This is a genomic window from Aureliella helgolandensis (genome assembly GCF_007752135.1).
Taxonomy (GTDB): domain Bacteria; phylum Planctomycetota; class Planctomycetia; order Pirellulales; family Pirellulaceae; genus Aureliella; species Aureliella helgolandensis.
Window position 1 is genome coordinate 7,646,808 of the sequence record NZ_CP036298.1, and the last position, 19,664, is coordinate 7,666,471.

Here is a 19,664-nt window from a genome sequence, read left to right on the forward strand (position 1 = left end):
GCCCCTCCAGAGTTTTGCCAGGCGTCTCCACGAGTGAACCTTCCTGAGTACCAAGCGACAAAACGCGTCCATCCCCTCTCGTCTTCAAGCCAGACCAAGGCGTTGAATCGAAGGGTCTGAGACTCTTTTTGACCGATAGCGCCCGCTACTTCGAGGCGGAAAACACCTAACCGAGAGCCCAGCTTGCGGGGAAGGTCCGTCAGTAAACCGTTGAGAAAATCGCATTCACGTACTGTTTTTTAAGTATCGTCTTTTGGGGGTGTTGATATGAAACGAACAAGAAACGCATTTACACTGGTCGAACTTCTCGTAGTCATTGCCATCATCGGGATCCTAGTTGGTCTACTCTTACCTGCGGTTCAAGCCGCTCGAGAAGCGGCCAGAAGAATGCAGTGCCAAAACAACACCAAACAGTTGGGATTGGCAATGCACAATTACGAATCAACCTACAAGCGATTCCCTGGCGGTGTGGGACGCTACGGTTGCTGCTGGGGGACTTGGCAAGTTTCCATCCTGCCGTATATCGAACAGACCGCCATGTACAACCTCTACCAAAACTCAGGAGGTGCCGACCCGGGCCCACGCTACTCGGCAACCGTCAATCGCCCAGTGGTCAGCTCTCGACTGCCTACGTTAACCTGCCCCAGTGACACACCGAATGCTCCCATTGGAGGCACAACTCCCATCACTAGCCATAACTATGCCGTGAACTATGGCAATACGAGTTTTTTCCAAACGGAATTGAATGGGATTCGTTTCATGGGCGCGCCGTTTCATGCTTACACCGGCTCTACTTCCGATGATGGGCCACCCAATGCAGGCGCTGTTGCAGGCTTCCCACGCATTTATGGTGTACAGCAACGTCTCGGATCCATCAGCGATGGCACCAGCAATACCCTCATGGCTTCCGAAGTACTCCAAGGACGACAAAACGATCTTCGAGGTTTTACCTGGTGGGGTGGTGCCAGTGGTTTTGTGACCTATCTTGCTCCCAATAGCACTTCACCCGACGTCATCACTGGCGGGATCTGTGTTTCGATGCTCTCCCCAAGAATGCCCTGCACGACCAACACCACTGTCACCGCACCGCGGATGATGGCGACGCGCAGCACTCACGCCGGTGGTGGTGTGAACACCGTCTTCTGTGACGGGCACGTGACCTTCATCTCGGACAACATCGACTACATTGTCTGGAACAGCATGGGCACCTCGCAGGGTGGTGAAGCCTTCAGTCACGATTAGCCGAGAGTAGCGATTCTACGACTTGGGCGTCTACAATCGGAGCAAACGATCCCGCGCAAAGGAAGCACGCCACACGATGCTTGTTCGTAATGCATACGATCGCGCAAGTCGCGGCCTTTGCGATTGGGGAACGCACCGAAACAGAACAGCATGCCGAGCACTTAGAGTCCTTGAATCATCACTCGAGTGAAGCGGAGCCAGTTGCCCAGGAGTGCACTGCATTTTTCTATACGCACCAGACTGCATGCGTTTTTCTATCCAGTCACTTTTCTATCCAGTCACTCTTTGAACATTTCACCAGCAATTGCGGGCCGTTGATCGAATTGCACTCACTTTTGCCTCGCTCCTCGGGCTGTTGAAATAGTAACCCGCTACGTAACGGGCTGTTGAAATAGTAACCCGCCGCGTGAGCAAGGAAAGATAACCTCCGCTACAAGTCAATTAAGGACGCCACCTCCGCCTTAACATTTAAATTGCAATTAAATCAGCAGCCCGTCCTCCCGCTGGCTGATTTAAGATCATTTTTGCGTATTAGTTATTCGCCGCAGAGCACGGGCGCTTTGGCAAAGTTATGAATTGGGGCCAGTCGCGAGAGCAAGGCAGAGATGGTTGCCGCTACCGGGCGATTGAGGGCGACTAACATCGCGATAAAACTCAGAACGTTCTTAAACCGATAAGTTGCAAGCGCTGTCCGCTCACGAAATTAGCAGCCAACTGAGCTGCGGGTTGCTATTGGAATACTCCACGCGCCACGACATTCAACCAATGGGGGCCTTCCGAATCAGGTTCAATTGCGCCGCCATCGCATTCTCAATCGGACTTAGTTATCTGACTTCGGACACCAAGCATGCTATGCTGAGAGTCCATGCTTTGTGCGGCTAGCAGATCCGCTCCTGGGCAGAACCGGGCCCATACGATGCCTTTCCTGCCAGCCGCTTCCAACGATCGCGATACGTTACGAGAGCCCCCCGCATGCAGCCGCTTGTTTGCGCCCCCCACGCTTCATGGATTCCCGCTGTCGGGCTCGTGTGCTGCCTGGCTGTCCGCGTTTCCATGGGAGCGGAAAATCTTCCGCCCGTCGACTTTGGCCGCGACATCCGTCCCATACTTTCTGAAAAATGCTTTACCTGCCACGGGCCTGATGGCTCGCACCGGGAAGCGGACTTGCGACTCGACATTCTCACAGCAGCCACTGAAACCGGGATTATTACTCCCGGCCATCCCGCTCAAAGCTCGCTCATCGAACGGGTTGGGACCGATGCGATCGACGAACGCATGCCTCCCCCAGAGGCGGGTACTCCACTCTCTTCGACCGAAGTTGCCTTGCTCGCTCGCTGGATCGAAGAGGGCGCAGTGTGGCAAGAGCACTGGGCATTCATCCCTCCCGTTTTACCCGCCCAGCCTTTCGTCAACGACCCGCAGTGGTGCCGTAATCAGATCGATACTTTTGTTCTGGCTCGATTGGACAATGCAGGCCTACACCCAAGTCGAGAAGCGCATCGCGAGGCTTTAATTCGTCGCGTCACGCTGGACCTAACCGGCCTTCTACCGACCATCGTAGAGGTCGACGCATTTCTCAACGACCATTCCGACTACGCATACGAAAAAGTCGTCGACCGACTTCTCGCATCGCCTCACTACGGGGAGCATCGTGGACGCTATTGGCTTGACTATGTCCGTTACGGTGATACGCAAGGGGTACACATGGATGCCTACCAAAGCCGCTGGCCGTACCGCGACTACGTCATTCGAGCGTTCAACAACGACATGCCCTTCGATCAATTCACGCGTGAGCAGATTGCCGGCGACCTCCTCCCGGCCAGCAAAGTCGATCAATTGATTGCAACTGGGATGATTCGCTGCGGTATCGCGACTGGCGAAGCTGGCACAATCATCGAGGAATTGAAATGCAATTTGAAGCGTGAGCGGGTCGAGGCCCTCGGCGCGGTCTACTTGGGACTAACGACCGGATGCGCGGTGTGTCATGACCACAAATACGATCCACTCACCGCCCAGGACTTCTACTCTCTGACTGCATTTTTTAATAATATCGCTGAGAAAGCCTCGTGCGACGATCGCGTCGACTGGCCGCCCAATATTTTAGTACCCCGTCCGGAAAATCTGGCCGATTACAATCAAAGATTAGCCAAGAAGGCTTCGATTGAACAACAGCTTTTGGCGCGTCGCAACCAGGCTCCCGCCCTGATCGACGCGTGGTTGAATCATGCGTCGAGCGACTCACGCGACGCCGCGATGGGAGTTTCCCCTGCTGGCCTCGAGCTCCGTCTACGCCTGGATGAGGCGGACCAGCAACTGACTGAAGAAAAACAACTCCTGGCCAACGAGGCTCCAGACGCCCAACAGTCCCATGCCTCCCTACATGGCCCTCCTCCGCACTGGGGTGAGGATGTTTGTCTGTGGCCAAGTTTTCGACTAGAAACCAACACCAGTGTTGATGCGGGGCCAACGGGTGACGTTGAGTTCGACCAAGCCTTCTCCTGCGGCGGCTGGATTAAACCCAGGAACGTTCCTGGTAGCGATTCGTGGAACACTCCAGCGGGTGCCTTGATCTCCAAAATGGACAAGGCACAAGAGTTGCGGGGTTGGAACATTTACTACAGTGGTGGGCCAATCACCGTTCAGCTGGTTCATGCTTGGCCGAGTGCCATTTCAGTGAAGACGGAAGGAACTACCGAATATCGCAATCCCTTTAGAGTCCCCGAGGGTTCGTATGGCGGCAGCGATCCAACGCAAACGGTTCCGCGTGGAAGCTGGGCACACGTATTCTTCACCTACGACGGGTCCGGAAAAGCAAAGGGTTTGAAAATCTATGTCAATGGTCAGCTGCAGAAAGTAGTCGTAGAACACGACACGCTCAACGGATCGATTCGCACGACGGCCCCATTCTTGCTAGGTCGGCGCCATGGCGGTGACCCCATGCAGGCGACCGCCTTCCAGGACATTCGCTTCTATCAACGCGAACTATCCGCCGAAGAGGTCGTGCGACTGCCCTATGGAGACGTAGCTGCAGAGATCATTGCGGAGAAGCCGCTCCCTGAGACATGGACGCTCGATGAACGCCAGGTCGTTGCCACTCATTTCTTTCAAGCCGTGGATGCTCCCAGCATTGAACTCAACGCTCAACTGCCTCGGCTCAATGCCGAACTGGTGCAATTATCAGCTGGAGGTGATGTCACACTCGTTTGCCGTGAGAAGCCCGGCATCGCCTACGCCGACGTGCTTGTCCGCGGGGACTACACTCAGCGCAGCCAGCGTGTTGTGGCGAATGTGCCGCACTTTCTACCTCCACTCGATGCCAAACTCCCGCATAATCGCTTGGGCTTGGCAGAGTGGATCGTCTCGGCTGACAATCCGCTCACCGCCCGCGTCACGGTCAACCGTATCTGGCAAGAACTCTTCGGAACCGGCTTGGTAACCACCAGTGACGACTTTGGAACGGTAGGCGCACGCCCCAGCCATCCCGCACTACTCGATTGGCTGGCAGTCGACTTCCAGCAACACGGCTGGAAAATCAAACGGCTCTATAAACAATTGGTCATGTCGGCCACCTACCGTCAATCGACTCGCGTAACCGCCGCGCAGGCACAGGCCGACCCAGCCAATCAATTGCTTTCGCGCGGCCCACGCCATCGCTTGGATGGCGAAGTGCTGCGCGATTGCGGCCTCCAAGCCAGTGGGCTGCTAGCCACGCCGATCGGTGGTCCGAGCGTCAAACCCTACCAACCCCCAGGCGTTTGGGAAGAGGGAGGCGCGGGCAACACTAGCAAGTACGTGCAGGGGCAGGGAGAAGAGCTCTTCCGACGGAGCTTGTACACGTTTATCAAACGCATGGCCCCCATGCCCAACCTGGAAGCATTCGATGCGACCGATCGTTCTGCAGCTTGCGTTGCGCGACAACGAACCAATACGCCAATGGCCGCACTAGTAATGATGAACGATCCGCAATACTTGGAAATTGCCCGACACTTGGGAGTTAGGACCCTCCGCGAAGGTGGAAAGACGAACACCTCACGCATCAACTTTTTAGGTCGAGTCCTACTCTCTCGCACACTCGATCGCGAGGAGCAGCAAAGCTTGGAATTCGCACTCGGACAATTCACCGAAGAGTTGTCGAATTCGGAGTCCGATGCTACCGCTCTACTAAGCATTGGTGACTCGAAGGTCTACGAATCGATTCCGGCCACACAGCAAGCGATCTGGATGATGATGGCCACGACCGTGATGAACAGCGATGAAGCATTGAATAAGTAAAATGTGCAACCCTTCCCATTCCACGAACAGTCTTGCAATGCACTCAAACCGCGTTCCGAACTCCTCCAAAACTGGCAAAGCTTCCTACGATGCGATGATCCCCGAGGAGCTTCAATCGACCACCCGACAACTTGAATCGCGGCGTAACTTCTTGGGAAGCGGCGGGAATCTGCTGGCACGAACTGCGCTCGCTTCCCTCCTTGGCGGCAATGCTTGCGGGGTTCGTCCATCGCTGGCGGGCACAACTTCCGAGCAAACGGGAGGCATCCTCAACGGCCCTCACTTCAAGCCAACGGCCAAGCGAGTCATCTACCTGTTCATGTCCGGGGCTCCTCCTCAGATGGACCTCTGGGACTACAAGCCAGGCTTGCAGGAATGGTTTGATCGAGACCTGCCCGAATCGATCCGTGGCACGGTCATGCCCACCGGCATGACAGCTGGCCAAAGCCGTTTTCCCGTCGCACCGTCCCACTGGGGTTTTCAGCAACATGGTCAATTGGGGAAATGGGTTTCTGAACTGCTCCCTCATACCGCAAAATTAGTGGACGATCTCACCGTAGTGCACTCGATGCACACCGATGCAATCAACCATGAGCCAGCGATCCTGATGATGAACACGGGCAATATGATTCCAGGAAAACCTTCCTTGGGGGCTTGGCTATCGTACGGACTGGGTAGTGTCAATCAGAATTTGCCCGCCTTCGTAGTCCTTAATTCGAAATTCACGGTAGGCAATGGACAACCGATCAATTCCCGCTTGTGGGGCAGTGGCTTTCTTTCCACCCGCCACGCTGGCATCATGCTGCGAGCCGCCCAAGATCCAGTGCTGTATCTCAAGAATCCGCCTGGCATGAGTCGTTCGGTCAGACGCACGATGTTGGACGCCGTCTCACAACTGAATGAAAAAACATATCGCGAAACAGCTGATCCAGAAACGCATGCCCGCATCAGCCAATATGAGATGGCATTCCGAATGCAAACGAGTGTCCCAGACTTAGTGGACTTCTCCGACGAATCGCAGAGCACTTGGGACCTGTATGGCGAAGCAGCGAAACAGCCCGGAAGTTTTGCCAACAACTGCCTGATGGCGCGACGCCTTGCCGAACGAGGCGTTCCGTTCACCCAAATCTACAAACGCGGCTGGGACTTGCATGGCGACTGTGTTGGAACTTTGCCGAAATTGTGCGCCGAGACCGATCGTCCGGCGTATGCCCTAGTCACCGACCTTCGCCGGCGCGGCCTGCTCGACGACACTCTCGTTCTCTGGGGAGGAGAGTTTGGACGCACCGTTTACTCGCAAGGTGGACTATCCCGCGAAAACTACGGCCGAGATCACCACGCCAAGTGTTTTTCCCTATGGATGGCTGGCGGTGGTGTTCAAGCCGGAATGTCTTACGGCAAGACCGATGAATTCTCATTCTCCATAACGGAGAACCCGGTACACATCCGTGACCTGAATGCCACCATCCTGCACTGCCTGGGCATTGATCACAATCGTCTCACGTTCAAGCTCCAAGGCCTCGAGCAGAAACTGACGGGAGTCGAAGAGGCGCATGTGGTCCAAGCAATCCTGCAACGGGCAAGCATCAGCTAGGCCAGCAGCACACCCATCGTAACCCGCCGCGTGCGCAAGGACAGGTGGTTGCCGCTACCGGATCATTTCAGACGCCCCCAGCAGTAAAACTAAAAACGCTCTTCAACTAACAAGCCGCCAGCGTCTAAACCAATCTCGACAGACCGCCCCCTACTCCGCTGAACTGCTCGCCAGGGCGGGTTCGAGAGGATCGGTAAGTAGAGGATCTGGGACGATCTCTTGTACGGGCTTCATTCTCAACTCTTCGTCCAATTCAGCCACCCGAAGATGCAGCTTCATGATTTCGAGTTGCAGGGCATTGACCGGTTCTATCAGATCTTGCCAATAGTCGTCGTCCCTGAAGGTGAGCGGCCGGCAATCTGGTGTTTTCAGAAGCTTGCCGAGATGCAATCGGAGGCGATAGATGGGACCGACAAAGAGGTTGCTTACTCGAATGAGGTCGCACGCAACCAATGGCAAGAAGAGAACAACACTCGGCACCCAGGGCCATACCTGGTCAATCAAGCTCGTCGTATGTTCGCTGAAGGACCAAGTGGGATTGGCATAGTACTGGCTACACACACAGCTCAACAGGAGATAGAGGACTGCGACGAACCAGTAAAGAACGATTCGCCCGACGAGCACCCCTTGTACACTCGAGTCAATCCAGAATCTTTCGCGTAGTGCCACTTTCGAGAGTCTCCCAACTGACGAAGCTAAACCGACCTTCGGCCGCCATGGGCGGACTAAAGTTTTCTCGGCAGTCTAAGGTCCAAGAGCGGCGTCAATCGCGGTACTCGATGCATCAAAGCTGCCTCCTGTCGCAACCGCCAAACTGCCAACGGCCCCCAGGCAAACGACAACGATAAGCGCTAGCAAGACGGCATACTCAACGGCTGTCGGCCCATCCTCGTCGCAAAACAGACGCACGATGGGATCCTTAAAACACTGTTTCATTTCCACAGCCTTTCCACTCAACTTTTGGTGACCTTCGATACGGTTCCATGCAAACCTAGCTCGTCAAATAGGTACAGTTGTCCTGCGGACTAAGAAAATCGCCCACGACGTCTCCTTAGGAGCTAGCTGTGCCGCTACAATCGGATTAATCTGTAGGAGAGCTGCTGACCTAGCGAAACAAAACTCATCTAGGTCTCTCTTCCCTCCCCTCCCCTCCCAGTGAAGGCAAGTCAACGACTCGATGTTCGGCCCCATACTCGCTCGTGAATGGCTTGTCGCACCTCGTAAGCTGCGTTTTTACGGACAACGCGTCGTTTTTGTGCTGGCACTATTTAGCCTTGTCTGCACGGCCTGGGCTCTAGTTGCCGGGATTCAGCAAGTCCGCAACCTGGGAGATTTTTCGCGTTTTGGCGTTTTGGTCTTTCAAATCGTCGTGCCGCTTGAGTTGATCGTCACCATGTTCTTGGCGGCAGTGGCATCGGCCAGCAATGTCAGCCAAGAAAAAGACCGCCGCACACTTATCCTCCTGCTGCTCACGAGGCTGACCAGCACGCAAATTGTGCTGGGCAAGCTATTTTCGAGCTTGATTGGCGTAGCCAACTTGATCTTTGCCGCCCTCCCCCTACTGCTGCTGATCGCGATTTTAGGGGGAGTCAGCACTCGGCAGGTATACATCGCTACCGCGCTCATCGCCCTCACCGCCGCCTGGAGCGGGGCGCTGGCCAATCTCGTCGCGTTTTGGCGCGAAAAGACATTCCAAACACTGGCCATCACACTGCTCGCTATCGTGGGCTGGCTCGTTTTCACCGAAGCCATCGCTGCCGGGGTAATCACCAGCCTGGCTCCTGAATGGGCCGAATTGCTCAGCCCCATCCGTGCCTTGTGGGGAATTTGCCTCCCCATTCCCACCAGCGCCTGGGCGGAACTCCCCGGTGGTGCGGCCTTCGCCCACTGTGGACTAGCTCTCTTGGCCAGCGTGCTTTTCAGCGGCATTGCCATTCTCCGCTTGCGAGTCTGGAATCCATCACGCCAATTGCGTCCCCAGGCTCCCGAGCCAGACGAAGACTACACCCAAGCGTCCCAAGAAGTGGCGACAGAAAAGCGTTCGTGGAAAGTGCGTGCACCGCGCCCCATGTGGAACAACCCTGTCCTTTGGCGGGAAATGCGGACGTGGGCCTACGGACGCAAGCTGATGCTCATCCGCTTAGCCTACTTTGCGTTGTTTGCGGCTGCAGTGGCAGGTTTATACTGGTCTGTCTCTTCCGGTGTTGCCCTGCAACGGTCTCGCTTGGCCGATGAACTCATTCCCGTCTCAGCTCGCATCCTGGCTCCCTTCTTCTGCGTTTCCTTCGTGATGATCAATGCCTTGGCGGTGAATTCCATCACCAACGAGCGAGATGGACAAGCGCTTGACCTACTCTTAGCCACCCAGATCACCCCACCCCAATTTCTGTTTGGAAAGCTCCTGGGCGTCCTCTACGTCACCAAGGAGATGGTGCTGCTGCCGCTCGCACTGCTCGGTTACCTATGGTGGCAAGGCGGCATGACGAGCGAAAACCTGCTGTTCTGCGTACTGGGACTGCTGGTCATGGACCTCTTCTCGGCCATGCTTGGCATCCACTCCGGAATGATCAATAGCCAATCGCGAACCGCCATCGGCACCAGCCTAGGAACCCTGTTCTTCCTGTTCCTGGGGATCGCAACGTGCATGATGATCATGATCAGCTTTCGCGGCTCGTTCACGCGGCAGCTTCCACCGTTCCTGGCAATCATCCTCGGCGGCGGCACCGGCCTGTATGTCGCACTGGGAAGCCGCAATCCTAGTCCCGCGATTGCGTTGGCCGCCTTCGGCCTCCCCTTCCTGACCTTCTTCGCCATCACTAGCTTTATCTTGAGAAACCAAGAACTGACCGTGTTCTCGGTAATCGTCTGTGCCTACGGTTTTGCGACCGCAGCGATGATCATTCCGGCTCTGAGCGAATTTGACTTTGCAATGGGCAAATCGAAATCCGTCGATGAGGAAGGCTAAGGCAGGATGCCAGAAACACTGCCATCCCTTTGGCCCTATCTTCCAGGTATGGCGATTCTAATTGCCGTCAGTGGATTTTTCTCCGGCAGCGAAGCGGCCTTCTTCTCGTTGACCTTGAGCCAACGGCGGAGCCTCAAGCCTCGCAGCAGATCTGGCAGTCTTGCCAAGAACCTGCTGGAACGCCCCGAACGACTGTTGATGGGAATCTTGTTCTGGAACCTGGCCATCAACATTGGCTATTTCTCTCTGGTGTCACAAGCCTCACTCCAGCTGGAGCCCGGCTCACCGTCCCCTGCCCTGTTCACCCTAGCCTCGCTAATGGCGATTATCGTGCTCGGCGAGTTTATCCCCAAGAGCCTGGCCGTTCTCTACCCCCTCACCTTCATTCCGCTTGTAGCGGTCCCTCTCACCATCGCGATCCGCATCCTAGATGCGTTTCTGCCCGTTATCAAAGTCATTAACGAAGCATCTCGGCGACTGGTTTGGCCCGGCCTCAAACCCGAACCCTACCTGGAACTGTCCGATCTGGATCGAGCCGTTGAACTCTCAACGGACAATTCTCAACTGTACGAACATGAACGACTCATCCTACGCAACATCATTCACCTGAGTGAAATCCGCGTTGAAGAATGGATGCGACCACGCACTCAGTATCGCTCATTCACACCCCCTTTTAAGATCGAAGATCTGGGAGGACAGAGGACGCCCAGCGGCTATATCCTGCTGAACGACAAGGAAGGCATTGAGCTGCAAGCGACAATCGACTTACCCAACTTGCTTCCCCACCAATTGGAAGACCTCAATCAACACAAGCAATCTCTTGTAGTGGTGCCCTGGTGCTGCACCATCGCCGATGCTTTGAAGTGCTTGCGTGAAGGCAAACGACGCATTGCCGTCGTGGTCAATGAATTTGGCGAGACGATTGGAATATTGACATGGGACGAAATCTTCGAAGCCATCCTACAGACGGAAAACCTCCACTCGCAACGCGAATTGGCCATAGCGGAGGTTCAGCTAGAATCTCCAGGCGTATGGATTGCAACGGGCATGACTAAGCTGCGAAGACTAGAGCGAGTCCTGGGACGTCGACTCGAATTTAGCCGCAGTCTTACGGTAGGCGGTGTGGTGCAAGAGCAGCTCAAGCGTCTTCCGGAGACTGGCGACATTTGCTTTGCGGGCGATTTGAAATTTGAAGTCGTGGAGACTGCAGCCCGTGGCGAGACGCTCGTTCGCATCTCCGATTCGCCTAGCGAGGGAACCGTAGATTAATGTTGCTCGCGATTCTCATCACATTGCTTGGAATCTTACTGAGCGCGTTTTTCAGCGGTAGCGAAACGGGCTTCTACCGCGTGACGCGAGTCCGCCTGGCTACCGATGCCAAGTCTGGAAAATGGATTGCACGGGCGCTGCATTGGCTGGTGGGGCACTCTAGCCTTGTGGTGGCAACCGTCCTCATTGGAAACAACATTGCCAATTACCTCGTTTCGTTTGGACTGATCCTACTCAGCCACCAACTCTTCCAAGATTCGAACCAGGCAGAGGCCATCCTCCCTCTACTGATGACTCCCGTGTTGTTCATTTACGGGGAGTTGCTGCCGAAGTACCTGTATTATCAAGTCCCCTATCGCTTGCTGCGATTGAGCGCACCGCTGATGCTGCTCTTCACCCTACTGTTCGCTCCTGTATCCATAATCGTCATGCTACTTGAGCGCGTTTGGCAGCGTGCCCTGGGCATCACCACGTCACAAGCGACCTCTCCTTTGGAACGCCAGGAATTGCAGCGAGTACTTGTCGAGGGACAAGAGGCAGGGGTCGTACTTCCGATTCAACGCGAGCTGGCTCAGAATCTATTTACCTACGGAGTTCGCCCCATTCGCCAGTTCGCCATACCACTGCGCGGAATTGCATCGGTCGAGGCACAGGCCTCCAAGCAAACAATCCTGCAACAAGCTGACAAATTTGGTCAGTCGATCGTGGGCGTGCTGCATGCGGATCGGAAGCAAATCATCGGCTGCCATCGCGTCGCTGACGTACTGGTTGCGGAAGAAGAAATTCCGCCCCACCTGCCGATTCATATCGTCCAAGCTACTGAATCGAGCATCCAAGTACTAACGCGACTGCACTGCCAACACTGCCCATTGGCTCAAGTCGTCGACAGCAACCAACGCGTCCTGGGAATCGTGACTCGCGAACGCCTCACGTCGCTGCTACTGTCCGAGAGCTAGCGGGGGCTACTTGTGATAGCCTAGGGATAAAATCACTTGATGCATTTCTTCGAAAGTGATGTAGCGCCGGTGATGCTGGTACTTGTACGCATCAATCGCTTCCGCCAACTCACGAGCTTCGTCCGACAATCGCGCGTGGGAATTGCCAAACTGGCGGCGTTCGAGTCCCGTGCTGGAGCTGGTCCGTGACCGTCGGTCAACAAATTCGGCTGATACTTCGATCGCTGTAGGTGCTTCTATCGCTGTACTCACACGGATCTCCTCACAAAGTTCGCTAATGGTGCTTCAGCGGTCCCCGATGCCAGCTCTAGAGAACCCACATCGGAACCATTGCAACCGTACCCTCCAATTTGGGATAGGGCAAAGCGATTCCCCTGAATCCACTAGAAATTTATGGCGTTGGCAGCTCAAAACCGATCAGCGAGGACTTGGAAGTGAAGGATTGGAAGGATAAATCGAGTTGCTCCTGAATGCGTCGAGCGTTCTGATTATTCGGATCATGCCGTAGAGCGCGTCCCAAGCAGACACGCGCTTCCGCCAACTCGCCGAAATCGATCTGCTTCTCCGCCACCTTTAGCAGCAATTCGCACTCTTCATCCGTTGCGTTCAAGGATGCCTGCCGAAGACAGAGCTTGGCGTCCCGCTGTTGCCCCAGATCGGCAAAGGCTTGCCCACGCAACAACCAAGCTGTACTAGAGACCTCGTCTTCTTGCACCGCATCCATCATGGCATCCAGAGTCGCCAAGGCCCGCTGCGGCCTGCCACTGGTCTGATAGATCTCCGCCAACGCAATCTGCACTTCGGGGTAATGCTCCTGGGCAGCAAGCGCTCGGTGGAAGCTAAACTTGGCACCCTCCCAATCGCTCTGATGTTGCAGAACTTTGCCTCGTAGTGCCCAACCTCCGCCATGATCGCGCTGGCTCGACAGCGCCGCATCTGCTTGCTTAAGTGCCCCTGCATAGTCACCGCGCGCAAAAGCCATCTCACCCAAACGGACTATCAAATCGGGATTCGCACCGCGAGGATTGGCACCACTAATCACGGCAGCTTGCTCCATGTGCGCGATGGCCTGATCCTCGTCCCCCTGCTCCCACAGCACTTCTGCCATGCCCCAATGCGCGCGTTCGTCAGCCTGACTATGCCGCAACGCTTCGGCAAAGAGGTTTTCTGCATCTCCATATTTTTCCTGCTGCAGAAAATCAGATCCTCGCAGTGACCATTGCCGCGCCGTGGACAAGGCATGCGTCTGCCTCTCGGCCCGCAAGCCTCGACAGCCTGCACCAAGCAGGAGCAGCCCCAGCCCAATCCCGCTTATGTAGCGATCTACGGCGGCCCGACCAACCTTTGGGGAAATCACTTTACTTGGCAGCAACCGCATGAAAGCCTTTTGCGGAACAGGAGTTGAGTATCGTTGCACGGCGAACACGGCATTCCTAGCAGTCCGCGTTCTCAAATTCGCACTTTTTGGAGCCGCGCATAACTCGGACGGTAGCATATTTTAGTTTCGTAGCGTAAGGTCATTCAGCGTTTGCCAGCATTACTGACTAACCTCCCTCGCGTGCTATCCACGAAACTGAGACTCCATGCCAGACAAATTCACAGGCCTTGGGATCGCCTTTCTCTATCCCGAAAACTGGAAGCTCGAAGAAGAGAGCAACGATTCGGTAACCCTTGAAACGCCAAGCGGAGCCTTCCTGACAATCGCCCGCTTCGATCAGGACACGTCTCCCGCGGCTGCTATCGACGGCGCCCGGGGAACCATGGAAGAGGAATACGAAGAAATAGAACAGGAAATCACCGAGAAACTGCTAGCCGGAATTGCACTCGAGGGCCTCACCCAACGCTTTGTCTATCTCGATCTGGTCATCGTGTCTCAGTTGCTAGCATTTGCGCACCCTACCGCGACCTACCTCGTTCAAATTCAAGGCGAAGACCGCGAGATGGAGCAAACCACTCCCGTCTTCGACGCGATCCTGACCTCGCTATGCCAAAGCTTGGCAGCACCAGAGTCCGAATAGCAAACGGTCCCGCCCCCCCCGTCGACACGCTGAAACAGTCCCCCGCCACGTGACAACCCGCGCAATTCGTACCCCACCACGAGACAAGCCGGCTGACTTCGTACCCCGCTGCGTAATAGGCTGTTGAAATAGTAACCCGCCGCGTGAGCAAGGAAAGATAACCTCCGCTACAAGGCAACTAAGGATACTACCTCCGCATTAAAACTCAAATTGCCATTTAATCAACAGCCCGGTAAGCAAGGAAAGGTGGTGGCCGCTACAAGACAACTTGAGACGCGCCCCCAGCAGCAAGACTAAAAACGCACTTCATCCAACAGCCCGGTAAGCAAGGACGGAACAGCAACGCCCAGCCTGCTAGGGCTGGCCTGCTAAGGCTGGCCTGCTAAGGCCGCGACAATTGCGTTCCACAAGTTTTCTCCTGCTCAGCCTCCCTGAGGAAGAAAGAAGAATTGACAGAAAGATGGAGGCAGAGAAATAAGGAAGGCAATCCAGAATGCAGGTGCAAGCTGGCATTCGAAACTCCCATCTTCCGACCTCTCTTCCGTTCGCGTCTTTCGTTTATTTCGCGGTTGAAATTCTTGCCTGCAGAGCCCCCATGCCCTGGCCTCCAGGCAGTGCTACAGGCTTTGGCATACCGAGGCGGAGACGCAATGCAGCTGAGATAGCTTGAGCCATCGCAACCCGTCACCTGACACCCCGCGCAATTGTCCCCCACCACGAGACAGGCTGTTGCAATTCGTAACCCGCCGCGTAACGGGCTGTTGAAATAGTAACCCGCAGCGTGAGCAAGGAAAGATAGTTGCCGCTACAAGACAACTTGAGACGCGACCCCAGCAGCAAGACTAAAAACGCACTTCATCCAACAGTCCGATGAGCAAGGACGGAACAGCAACGCCCAGCCTGCTAGGGCTGGCCTGCTAAGAGCCTGCTAAGGCCGCGACAATTGCGGTCCACAAGTTTTCTCCTGCTCAGCCTCCCTGAGGAAGAAAGAAGAATTGACAGAAAGATGGAGGCAGAGAAATAAGGAAGGCAATCCAGAATGCAGGTGCAAGCTGGCATTCGAAACTCCCATCTTCCGACCTCTCTTCCTTTCGCGTCTTTCGTTTATTTCGCGGTTGAAATTCTTGCCTGCAGAGCCCCCATGCCCTGGCCTCCAGGCAGTGCTACAGGCTTTGGCATACCGAGGCGGAGACGCAATGCAGCTGAGATAGCTTGAGCCATCGCAACCCGTCACCTGACACCCCGCGCAATTGTCCCCCACCACGAGACAGGCTGTTGCAATTCGCAACCCGCTGCGTAACGGGCTGTTGAAATAGTAACCCGCCGCGTGAGCAAGGAAAGGTAGTTGCCGCTACAAGACAACTTGAGACGCGACCCCAGCAGCAAGACTAGAAAACGCTCTTCATGCGACAGGCGGGTGAGGCAAGATGCGGGTAGTTGCCACTACGGGGAGGATTCGAGGGCGCAGGAGGGGCATTCGAGCAATGTAAAAATCCAGCCTTGCGCCAACACGAGCCAACGGCTTCCCAGAATCTCTCGCCACCGTTGAGTCGCCGGCTCACTAGCAAATCAATGAATCCGTACGGAGGAGATTCCAACGATGCCCTGCTGACATCGTGGGCTCGGTCCAACTGGCCGCAACAGCCACCCGCACTGGGGTAGCCCGATAGACCACCCCAGCACTTTCCCCAAGCATTCTCACCACGCGAGACGCGCGAGATCAACCTCGGCGAATCTCAATCTTCTTCGGCTGCACCTTGGCTAGTTTGGGGATCGTCACAGACAGGACCCCTAACTCGTACCGCGCCTCGATGTTGTCGACGTCCACATCGTTGGGCAGCGCCAGCATGCGACAGAACTTCCCGGCCGGGCGTTCCATGCGATGAAACCCCTTCTCCGACTCAGGAACCGGGCGCTCCCCCGATACCATCAACTTGCCTTCCTGCATCTCCACAGTCACGCCATCGGGATCCACGCCCGGCAAATCGACAATGACCTCAAAACTCGCGTCGGTCTCCGCGACGTCCAACGCAGGAGAGAACTTTGGGGCGGCTCCGTCGGGACGCAGGACGGTACCCACGGTACGCCCTAGGAGCGAATCAAAGACACGTTCCATATCGTGCGAAAGTCCTTCTAAACCATTCAAACTTGTGCGCGTCATATCACGACCCTCCAACTTGAACCCATCGATTTGAAACCTTGGCCAACCAGCACTGCCAATTTGACAACTGCTCTTGGTGGGCACTTTTTACAGTTGCAACCCGCGTGCCAATATGGCGAAGAATTCAAACCCGCGTTGAGCCTCCCATTTTTTGCGCCCCAAATTGGCCCCCCTACCCTACGACTCTTCACCCAGCACGGAGAGCAGCTGCGACAGGTAGCTCCGCGGCTGGACGTTGCAGAGCCCTATCTCGATCGCCCTAGCGGCGATCCGGTCTCGCGACGCAGCAATATGTTCTTGATCGGTGACCAACAGCTCCACTTCCGCAAAATGCCCCAACTGCTCCACATCATCTACGGCCACCACCACTCCCTGCCAATCGATCTGCGGGGACTCGATGGTCGCCTGCTGTTTCGGTAGCGAGAAAATCCGGCGAGTCTTCCGGACCTCGGGAAGCGCTTGGAACCCTAGTCGCTCGAGCATCGCGCGCCACTGCGACTGCTCGCTTGAGTCGATGGCCAATTCAATCTCTGGCCGCGACTTAACCTTCCCCGGTAGGCGCGGCCCCTTGTACGTCGCGCATGCCTGATCGTTCACCAATCGCAGTCGAAAGGCCTCGTCGGTTTGACGAAAATCACGACATGGATGGCGAAAATAGGTATCCACATGCTGCTCGGTGGCATACTCCTGCAAGCCAACTCGCTCGATTGCAGCGAGCACGGCCGCCACATCCGAAACCTCAAACTTTTGTTCGACTTCCCAAGTCTGCGTCATGGAACACCTGTTAACTTGATGAAAGAGTGGTGATAATACGTCCACTTGAAACTCACATAACTTCCGCAAAGCTTTGAGCCATGAACACGACCGAGCTGGGCACTCCCAGCAGTCCCCCACCTGCCCCTAGGACCAGTAATATCTATGTGATCCTCTTCGGTGGCTTCATGTTTGCCGGTCTACTCCTGCTAGCCTGGTTGGGAACTCCTCCGCGGACCACCGCTGTGGGCCAAAAATTGCCACGTATCGACCTCCAACCGCTCACCAGTGCACCCGAAGTTAGCAACGAGTCTCTAAAAGGCAAAGTCGTCGTCCTGTATTTCTGGGGAACATGGAACACCGAGTGCCAGCTCGAATTCCCCGAATTCATAAAGCTGTTCGAGCAGTTTGTGGACAGCGCCGACGTGGTGGTCCTCCCCATCTCCTGCTCTTCGGGCATCGAGTATGATCTGGAAGGTCTCAAAACGGAGACTACCAAGTTTCTTGCAAACTACGATGTTGAATTGCCGACCTACAGCGACAGCGCTGCCATGACCCGTCAACAAATCGCCTTGCTGCTTCCCAACGGGTCATTGGGTTACCCCACCACCTTGGTCGTCGACCAACAAGGCGTGATCACTCAAGCCATTGAAGCGTACATTCCAGGCGAAATGCAAGAATTGGTCACTGCCATCCGCACCAGCCTGCAGGCAGCACCTGTGGCCGGAGAGCGATAGCGAGCAGAGCGGCACGGGCAGCCGGTGTTTCCACCACAAACAACGCTCAGCCCCATCGGCTGACGCGCGCGCCCAGGGCGGCTAGACCAACAAAGCGGTCTTTAGGGCCCGAGCTGCTTCCGCAGGGTCCTCCGCAGAGTGAATGGCATCGCTCACCGCGATGCGTCGGCACCCTGAAGCGACTACTTGTTCGACATTTCCCGGTCCAATTCCACCAATGGCAAATAACGGAATTTCAATCATCTCACTGGCTTGCCGAAGAAAATCGGTGCCTGGAAACAGGTCGAATTCCTTGGTATTGGAAGAAAACGTCGGGCCACAACCGATGTAGTCGGCTCCCGCAGACTCCGCAGCCTGGGCCTGTGCAACATCATGCGTCGACACTCCAATCCACAAGCTACCGCCGGCCACCGACCGCGCATCCTGGATTGACAAATCATCCTGGCCTACATGCACCCCTGCAGCCCCACAAGCCAATGCAACATCCACTCGGTCATTGACAACCAGACGTGCTTCTGTCTCCTGCAAGGTAGCCGTCGCTGCCCTGCCATACGCCACCAACCGAGCTCCGTCGGCCGATTTGTCACGCAACTGAAACAGATCGACTCCCGCTTCGGCAAGCCTCGCAATGTAGCTCGTGAACTCCTCAAGCGGTCGGACGCAATCAATCAGCAAATAGAGCTGGCTGCGAGGCAGCACTGGCTGAACTTGCAATCGCAACTCCACCCTAGCCAGCACATCGTAGGCAGTGTATCGCAATTGCTTAAGGGCTTGATTGGCAGCCGGGGAGACCACTTTAAAAAACTCTTCGAGTCCCCTCAGTGACTGAGTGACCCGTTCCGCTGCTGCCGAGACAACGCTTCCCCAATCCTCTCGCGTCGCCTCAGCTAGTGTCGTCAAGGCCGTCCCGGCATCGGTGGCGGTGGAGCGAGCAGTCAGCCGCTGGTGGCGAGGCACCGTTTGCAGAACTGCGGAGAGTTCATGGCGCAGCTGCTTGACCCACAATGCACTGGCCGCATCCTCGCGGACCAACCGTGCCACATCCTCAATTGTCCTGAGGCCCTCGGCGGCGCGATTGGCATTCGCGTCGAGCAAACGCCAAGCCTCTGCGTTATCCGTCATGATCATGTCCAACTAGGTTCGGCAAAAGCAGTAATTCTGAGCTAGTTTTACCATCGATGTTCCGCCAGCGTGAGACGCCCCTATCCGCCGAATCTCCGAAAACGAGCGAAACCCCATTTTCTCGGGGATTACCTTCTCTTGGTTTACCAAGCTCACGGACTAGGGTATTGTATTAGTCGCCATGAAATAACCCTTTCAAAGGCGCCCTCGTAGCTCAGTTGGATAGAGCACAGCTTTCCTAAAGCTGGGGTCACAGGTTCGATCCCTGTCGGGGGTATTTAATTAAAAATCCCAGTGAATCGGCCAGCTCCTTGGCCAAATTCACTGGGATTTTTTCGTGCGGCAATTCAATGATACTCCGCCAAGCTGAATTGCCTTGTGCTATCGAGAGCTTCTTGCTAGCACACTCCCTAGCGCCACCAGTCGCTTCCCACGCAATATGTGGTTCATGCTTGAATCCAGGCGCCCCAGTCGCATACTGAACGGATTCGCTCGGCCGCGATTCTTGCCTTCAGGACCCTGAACATGCCTATCCATGTTTACAGCGACGGTCGGCCCTACCCCCTTGCCACCGG

The 19,664-nt window shown here is 55.7% G+C and carries 15 protein-coding genes and 1 tRNA gene; 9 read left to right on the forward strand and 7 right to left on the reverse strand.

The window, feature by feature from the left end:
• Positions 1 to 267: 267 nt before the first annotated feature.
• The 3 genes from Q31a_RS26980 (at position 268) to Q31a_RS26990 (ending at position 7,108) form a co-directional block, all read left to right on the forward strand.
• On the forward strand, positions 268 to 1,242 hold the full coding sequence (locus Q31a_RS26980) for a DUF1559 domain-containing protein (RefSeq protein ID WP_145085114.1): 975 nt from the start codon (positions 268 to 270) through the stop codon (positions 1,240 to 1,242).
• Between the two features lie 972 nt (positions 1,243 to 2,214).
• Positions 2,215 to 5,514: a DUF1553 domain-containing protein gene (locus Q31a_RS26985; protein ID WP_145085117.1), complete on the forward strand. Its 3,300-nt coding sequence runs from the start codon at positions 2,215 to 2,217 to the stop codon at positions 5,512 to 5,514.
• Positions 5,515 to 5,551: 37 nt separating this feature from the next.
• Complete coding sequence (locus tag Q31a_RS26990) at positions 5,552 to 7,108, forward strand: DUF1501 domain-containing protein (protein WP_231690965.1); 1,557 nt, start codon at positions 5,552 to 5,554, stop codon at positions 7,106 to 7,108.
• A 150-nt stretch (positions 7,109 to 7,258) separates the two neighbouring features.
• Here the strand turns inward: Q31a_RS26990 and Q31a_RS26995 are convergent, their stop codons facing one another.
• Both Q31a_RS26995 and Q31a_RS27000 read right to left on the reverse strand, forming a co-directional pair.
• A complete protein-coding gene (locus tag Q31a_RS26995; RefSeq protein ID WP_145085120.1) occupies positions 7,259 to 7,777 on the reverse strand; it encodes a hypothetical protein in 519 nt (172 codons plus the stop codon).
• A gap of 75 nt (positions 7,778 to 7,852) precedes the next feature.
• A complete protein-coding gene (locus Q31a_RS27000) occupies positions 7,853 to 8,044 on the reverse strand; it encodes a Flp family type IVb pilin (RefSeq protein ID WP_231690966.1) in 192 nt (63 codons plus the stop codon).
• A gap of 241 nt (positions 8,045 to 8,285) precedes the next feature.
• On the opposite strand from Q31a_RS27000, the gene Q31a_RS27005 reads away from it, so the two are divergent.
• From Q31a_RS27005 to Q31a_RS27015, 3 genes are read left to right on the forward strand one after another with little or no spacing between them, the layout of a single operon-like run.
• Positions 8,286 to 10,073 (forward strand): hypothetical protein, encoded by a 1,788-nt coding sequence (locus Q31a_RS27005; RefSeq protein ID WP_145085123.1) that lies wholly within the window; start codon positions 8,286 to 8,288, stop codon positions 10,071 to 10,073.
• A gap of 6 nt (positions 10,074 to 10,079) precedes the next feature.
• Positions 10,080 to 11,342, forward strand: a complete 1,263-nt coding sequence (locus tag Q31a_RS27010) for a CNNM domain-containing protein (protein ID WP_145085126.1) — start codon at positions 10,080 to 10,082, stop codon at positions 11,340 to 11,342.
• Complete coding sequence (locus Q31a_RS27015) at positions 11,342 to 12,298, forward strand: CNNM domain-containing protein (protein ID WP_145085129.1); 957 nt, start codon at positions 11,342 to 11,344, stop codon at positions 12,296 to 12,298. Before Q31a_RS27010 ends, Q31a_RS27015 begins: the two co-directional genes overlap by 1 nt.
• Before the next feature lie 6 nt (positions 12,299 to 12,304).
• Here Q31a_RS27015 and Q31a_RS27020 read toward each other — a convergent pair whose 3' ends face one another.
• Both Q31a_RS27020 and Q31a_RS27025 read right to left on the reverse strand, forming a co-directional pair.
• Positions 12,305 to 12,550, reverse strand: a complete 246-nt coding sequence (locus Q31a_RS27020; protein WP_231690967.1) for a hypothetical protein — start codon at positions 12,548 to 12,550, stop codon at positions 12,305 to 12,307.
• Positions 12,551 to 12,689: 139 nt separating this feature from the next.
• Positions 12,690 to 13,715, reverse strand: a complete 1,026-nt coding sequence (locus Q31a_RS27025) for a tetratricopeptide repeat protein (RefSeq protein ID WP_197355790.1) — start codon at positions 13,713 to 13,715, stop codon at positions 12,690 to 12,692.
• Between the two features lie 166 nt (positions 13,716 to 13,881).
• Here Q31a_RS27025 and Q31a_RS27030 point away from each other — a divergent pair, with 166 nt between their 5' ends.
• Positions 13,882 to 14,316, forward strand: a complete 435-nt coding sequence (locus Q31a_RS27030; protein ID WP_145085137.1) for a hypothetical protein — start codon at positions 13,882 to 13,884, stop codon at positions 14,314 to 14,316.
• 1,720 nt (positions 14,317 to 16,036) lie between these two features.
• Here the strand turns inward: Q31a_RS27030 and Q31a_RS27035 are convergent.
• Together Q31a_RS27035 and cyaB are read right to left on the reverse strand one after the other, a co-directional pair.
• A complete protein-coding gene (locus tag Q31a_RS27035; protein ID WP_145085139.1) occupies positions 16,037 to 16,477 on the reverse strand; it encodes an Hsp20/alpha crystallin family protein in 441 nt (146 codons plus the stop codon).
• Positions 16,478 to 16,654: 177 nt separating this feature from the next.
• Positions 16,655 to 17,251, reverse strand: coding sequence for a class IV adenylate cyclase (cyaB, locus tag Q31a_RS27040; RefSeq protein WP_145085142.1), 597 nt, complete (start codon positions 17,249 to 17,251; stop codon positions 16,655 to 16,657).
• Between the two features lie 80 nt (positions 17,252 to 17,331).
• Between cyaB and Q31a_RS27045 the strand changes: the two genes are divergently transcribed.
• Positions 17,332 to 17,967, forward strand: coding sequence for a TlpA family protein disulfide reductase (locus Q31a_RS27045; protein ID WP_145085145.1), 636 nt, complete (start codon positions 17,332 to 17,334; stop codon positions 17,965 to 17,967).
• Between the two features lie 81 nt (positions 17,968 to 18,048).
• Here the strand turns inward: Q31a_RS27045 and thiE are convergent, their stop codons facing one another.
• A complete protein-coding gene (gene thiE / locus Q31a_RS27050) occupies positions 18,049 to 19,089 on the reverse strand; it encodes a thiamine phosphate synthase (RefSeq protein ID WP_197355792.1) in 1,041 nt (346 codons plus the stop codon).
• Positions 19,090 to 19,292: 203 nt separating this feature from the next.
• Between thiE and Q31a_RS27055 the strand changes: the two genes are divergently transcribed.
• Positions 19,293 to 19,366: transfer RNA gene (locus Q31a_RS27055), tRNA-Arg, on the forward strand.
• Positions 19,367 to 19,664: the final 298 nt, after the last annotated feature.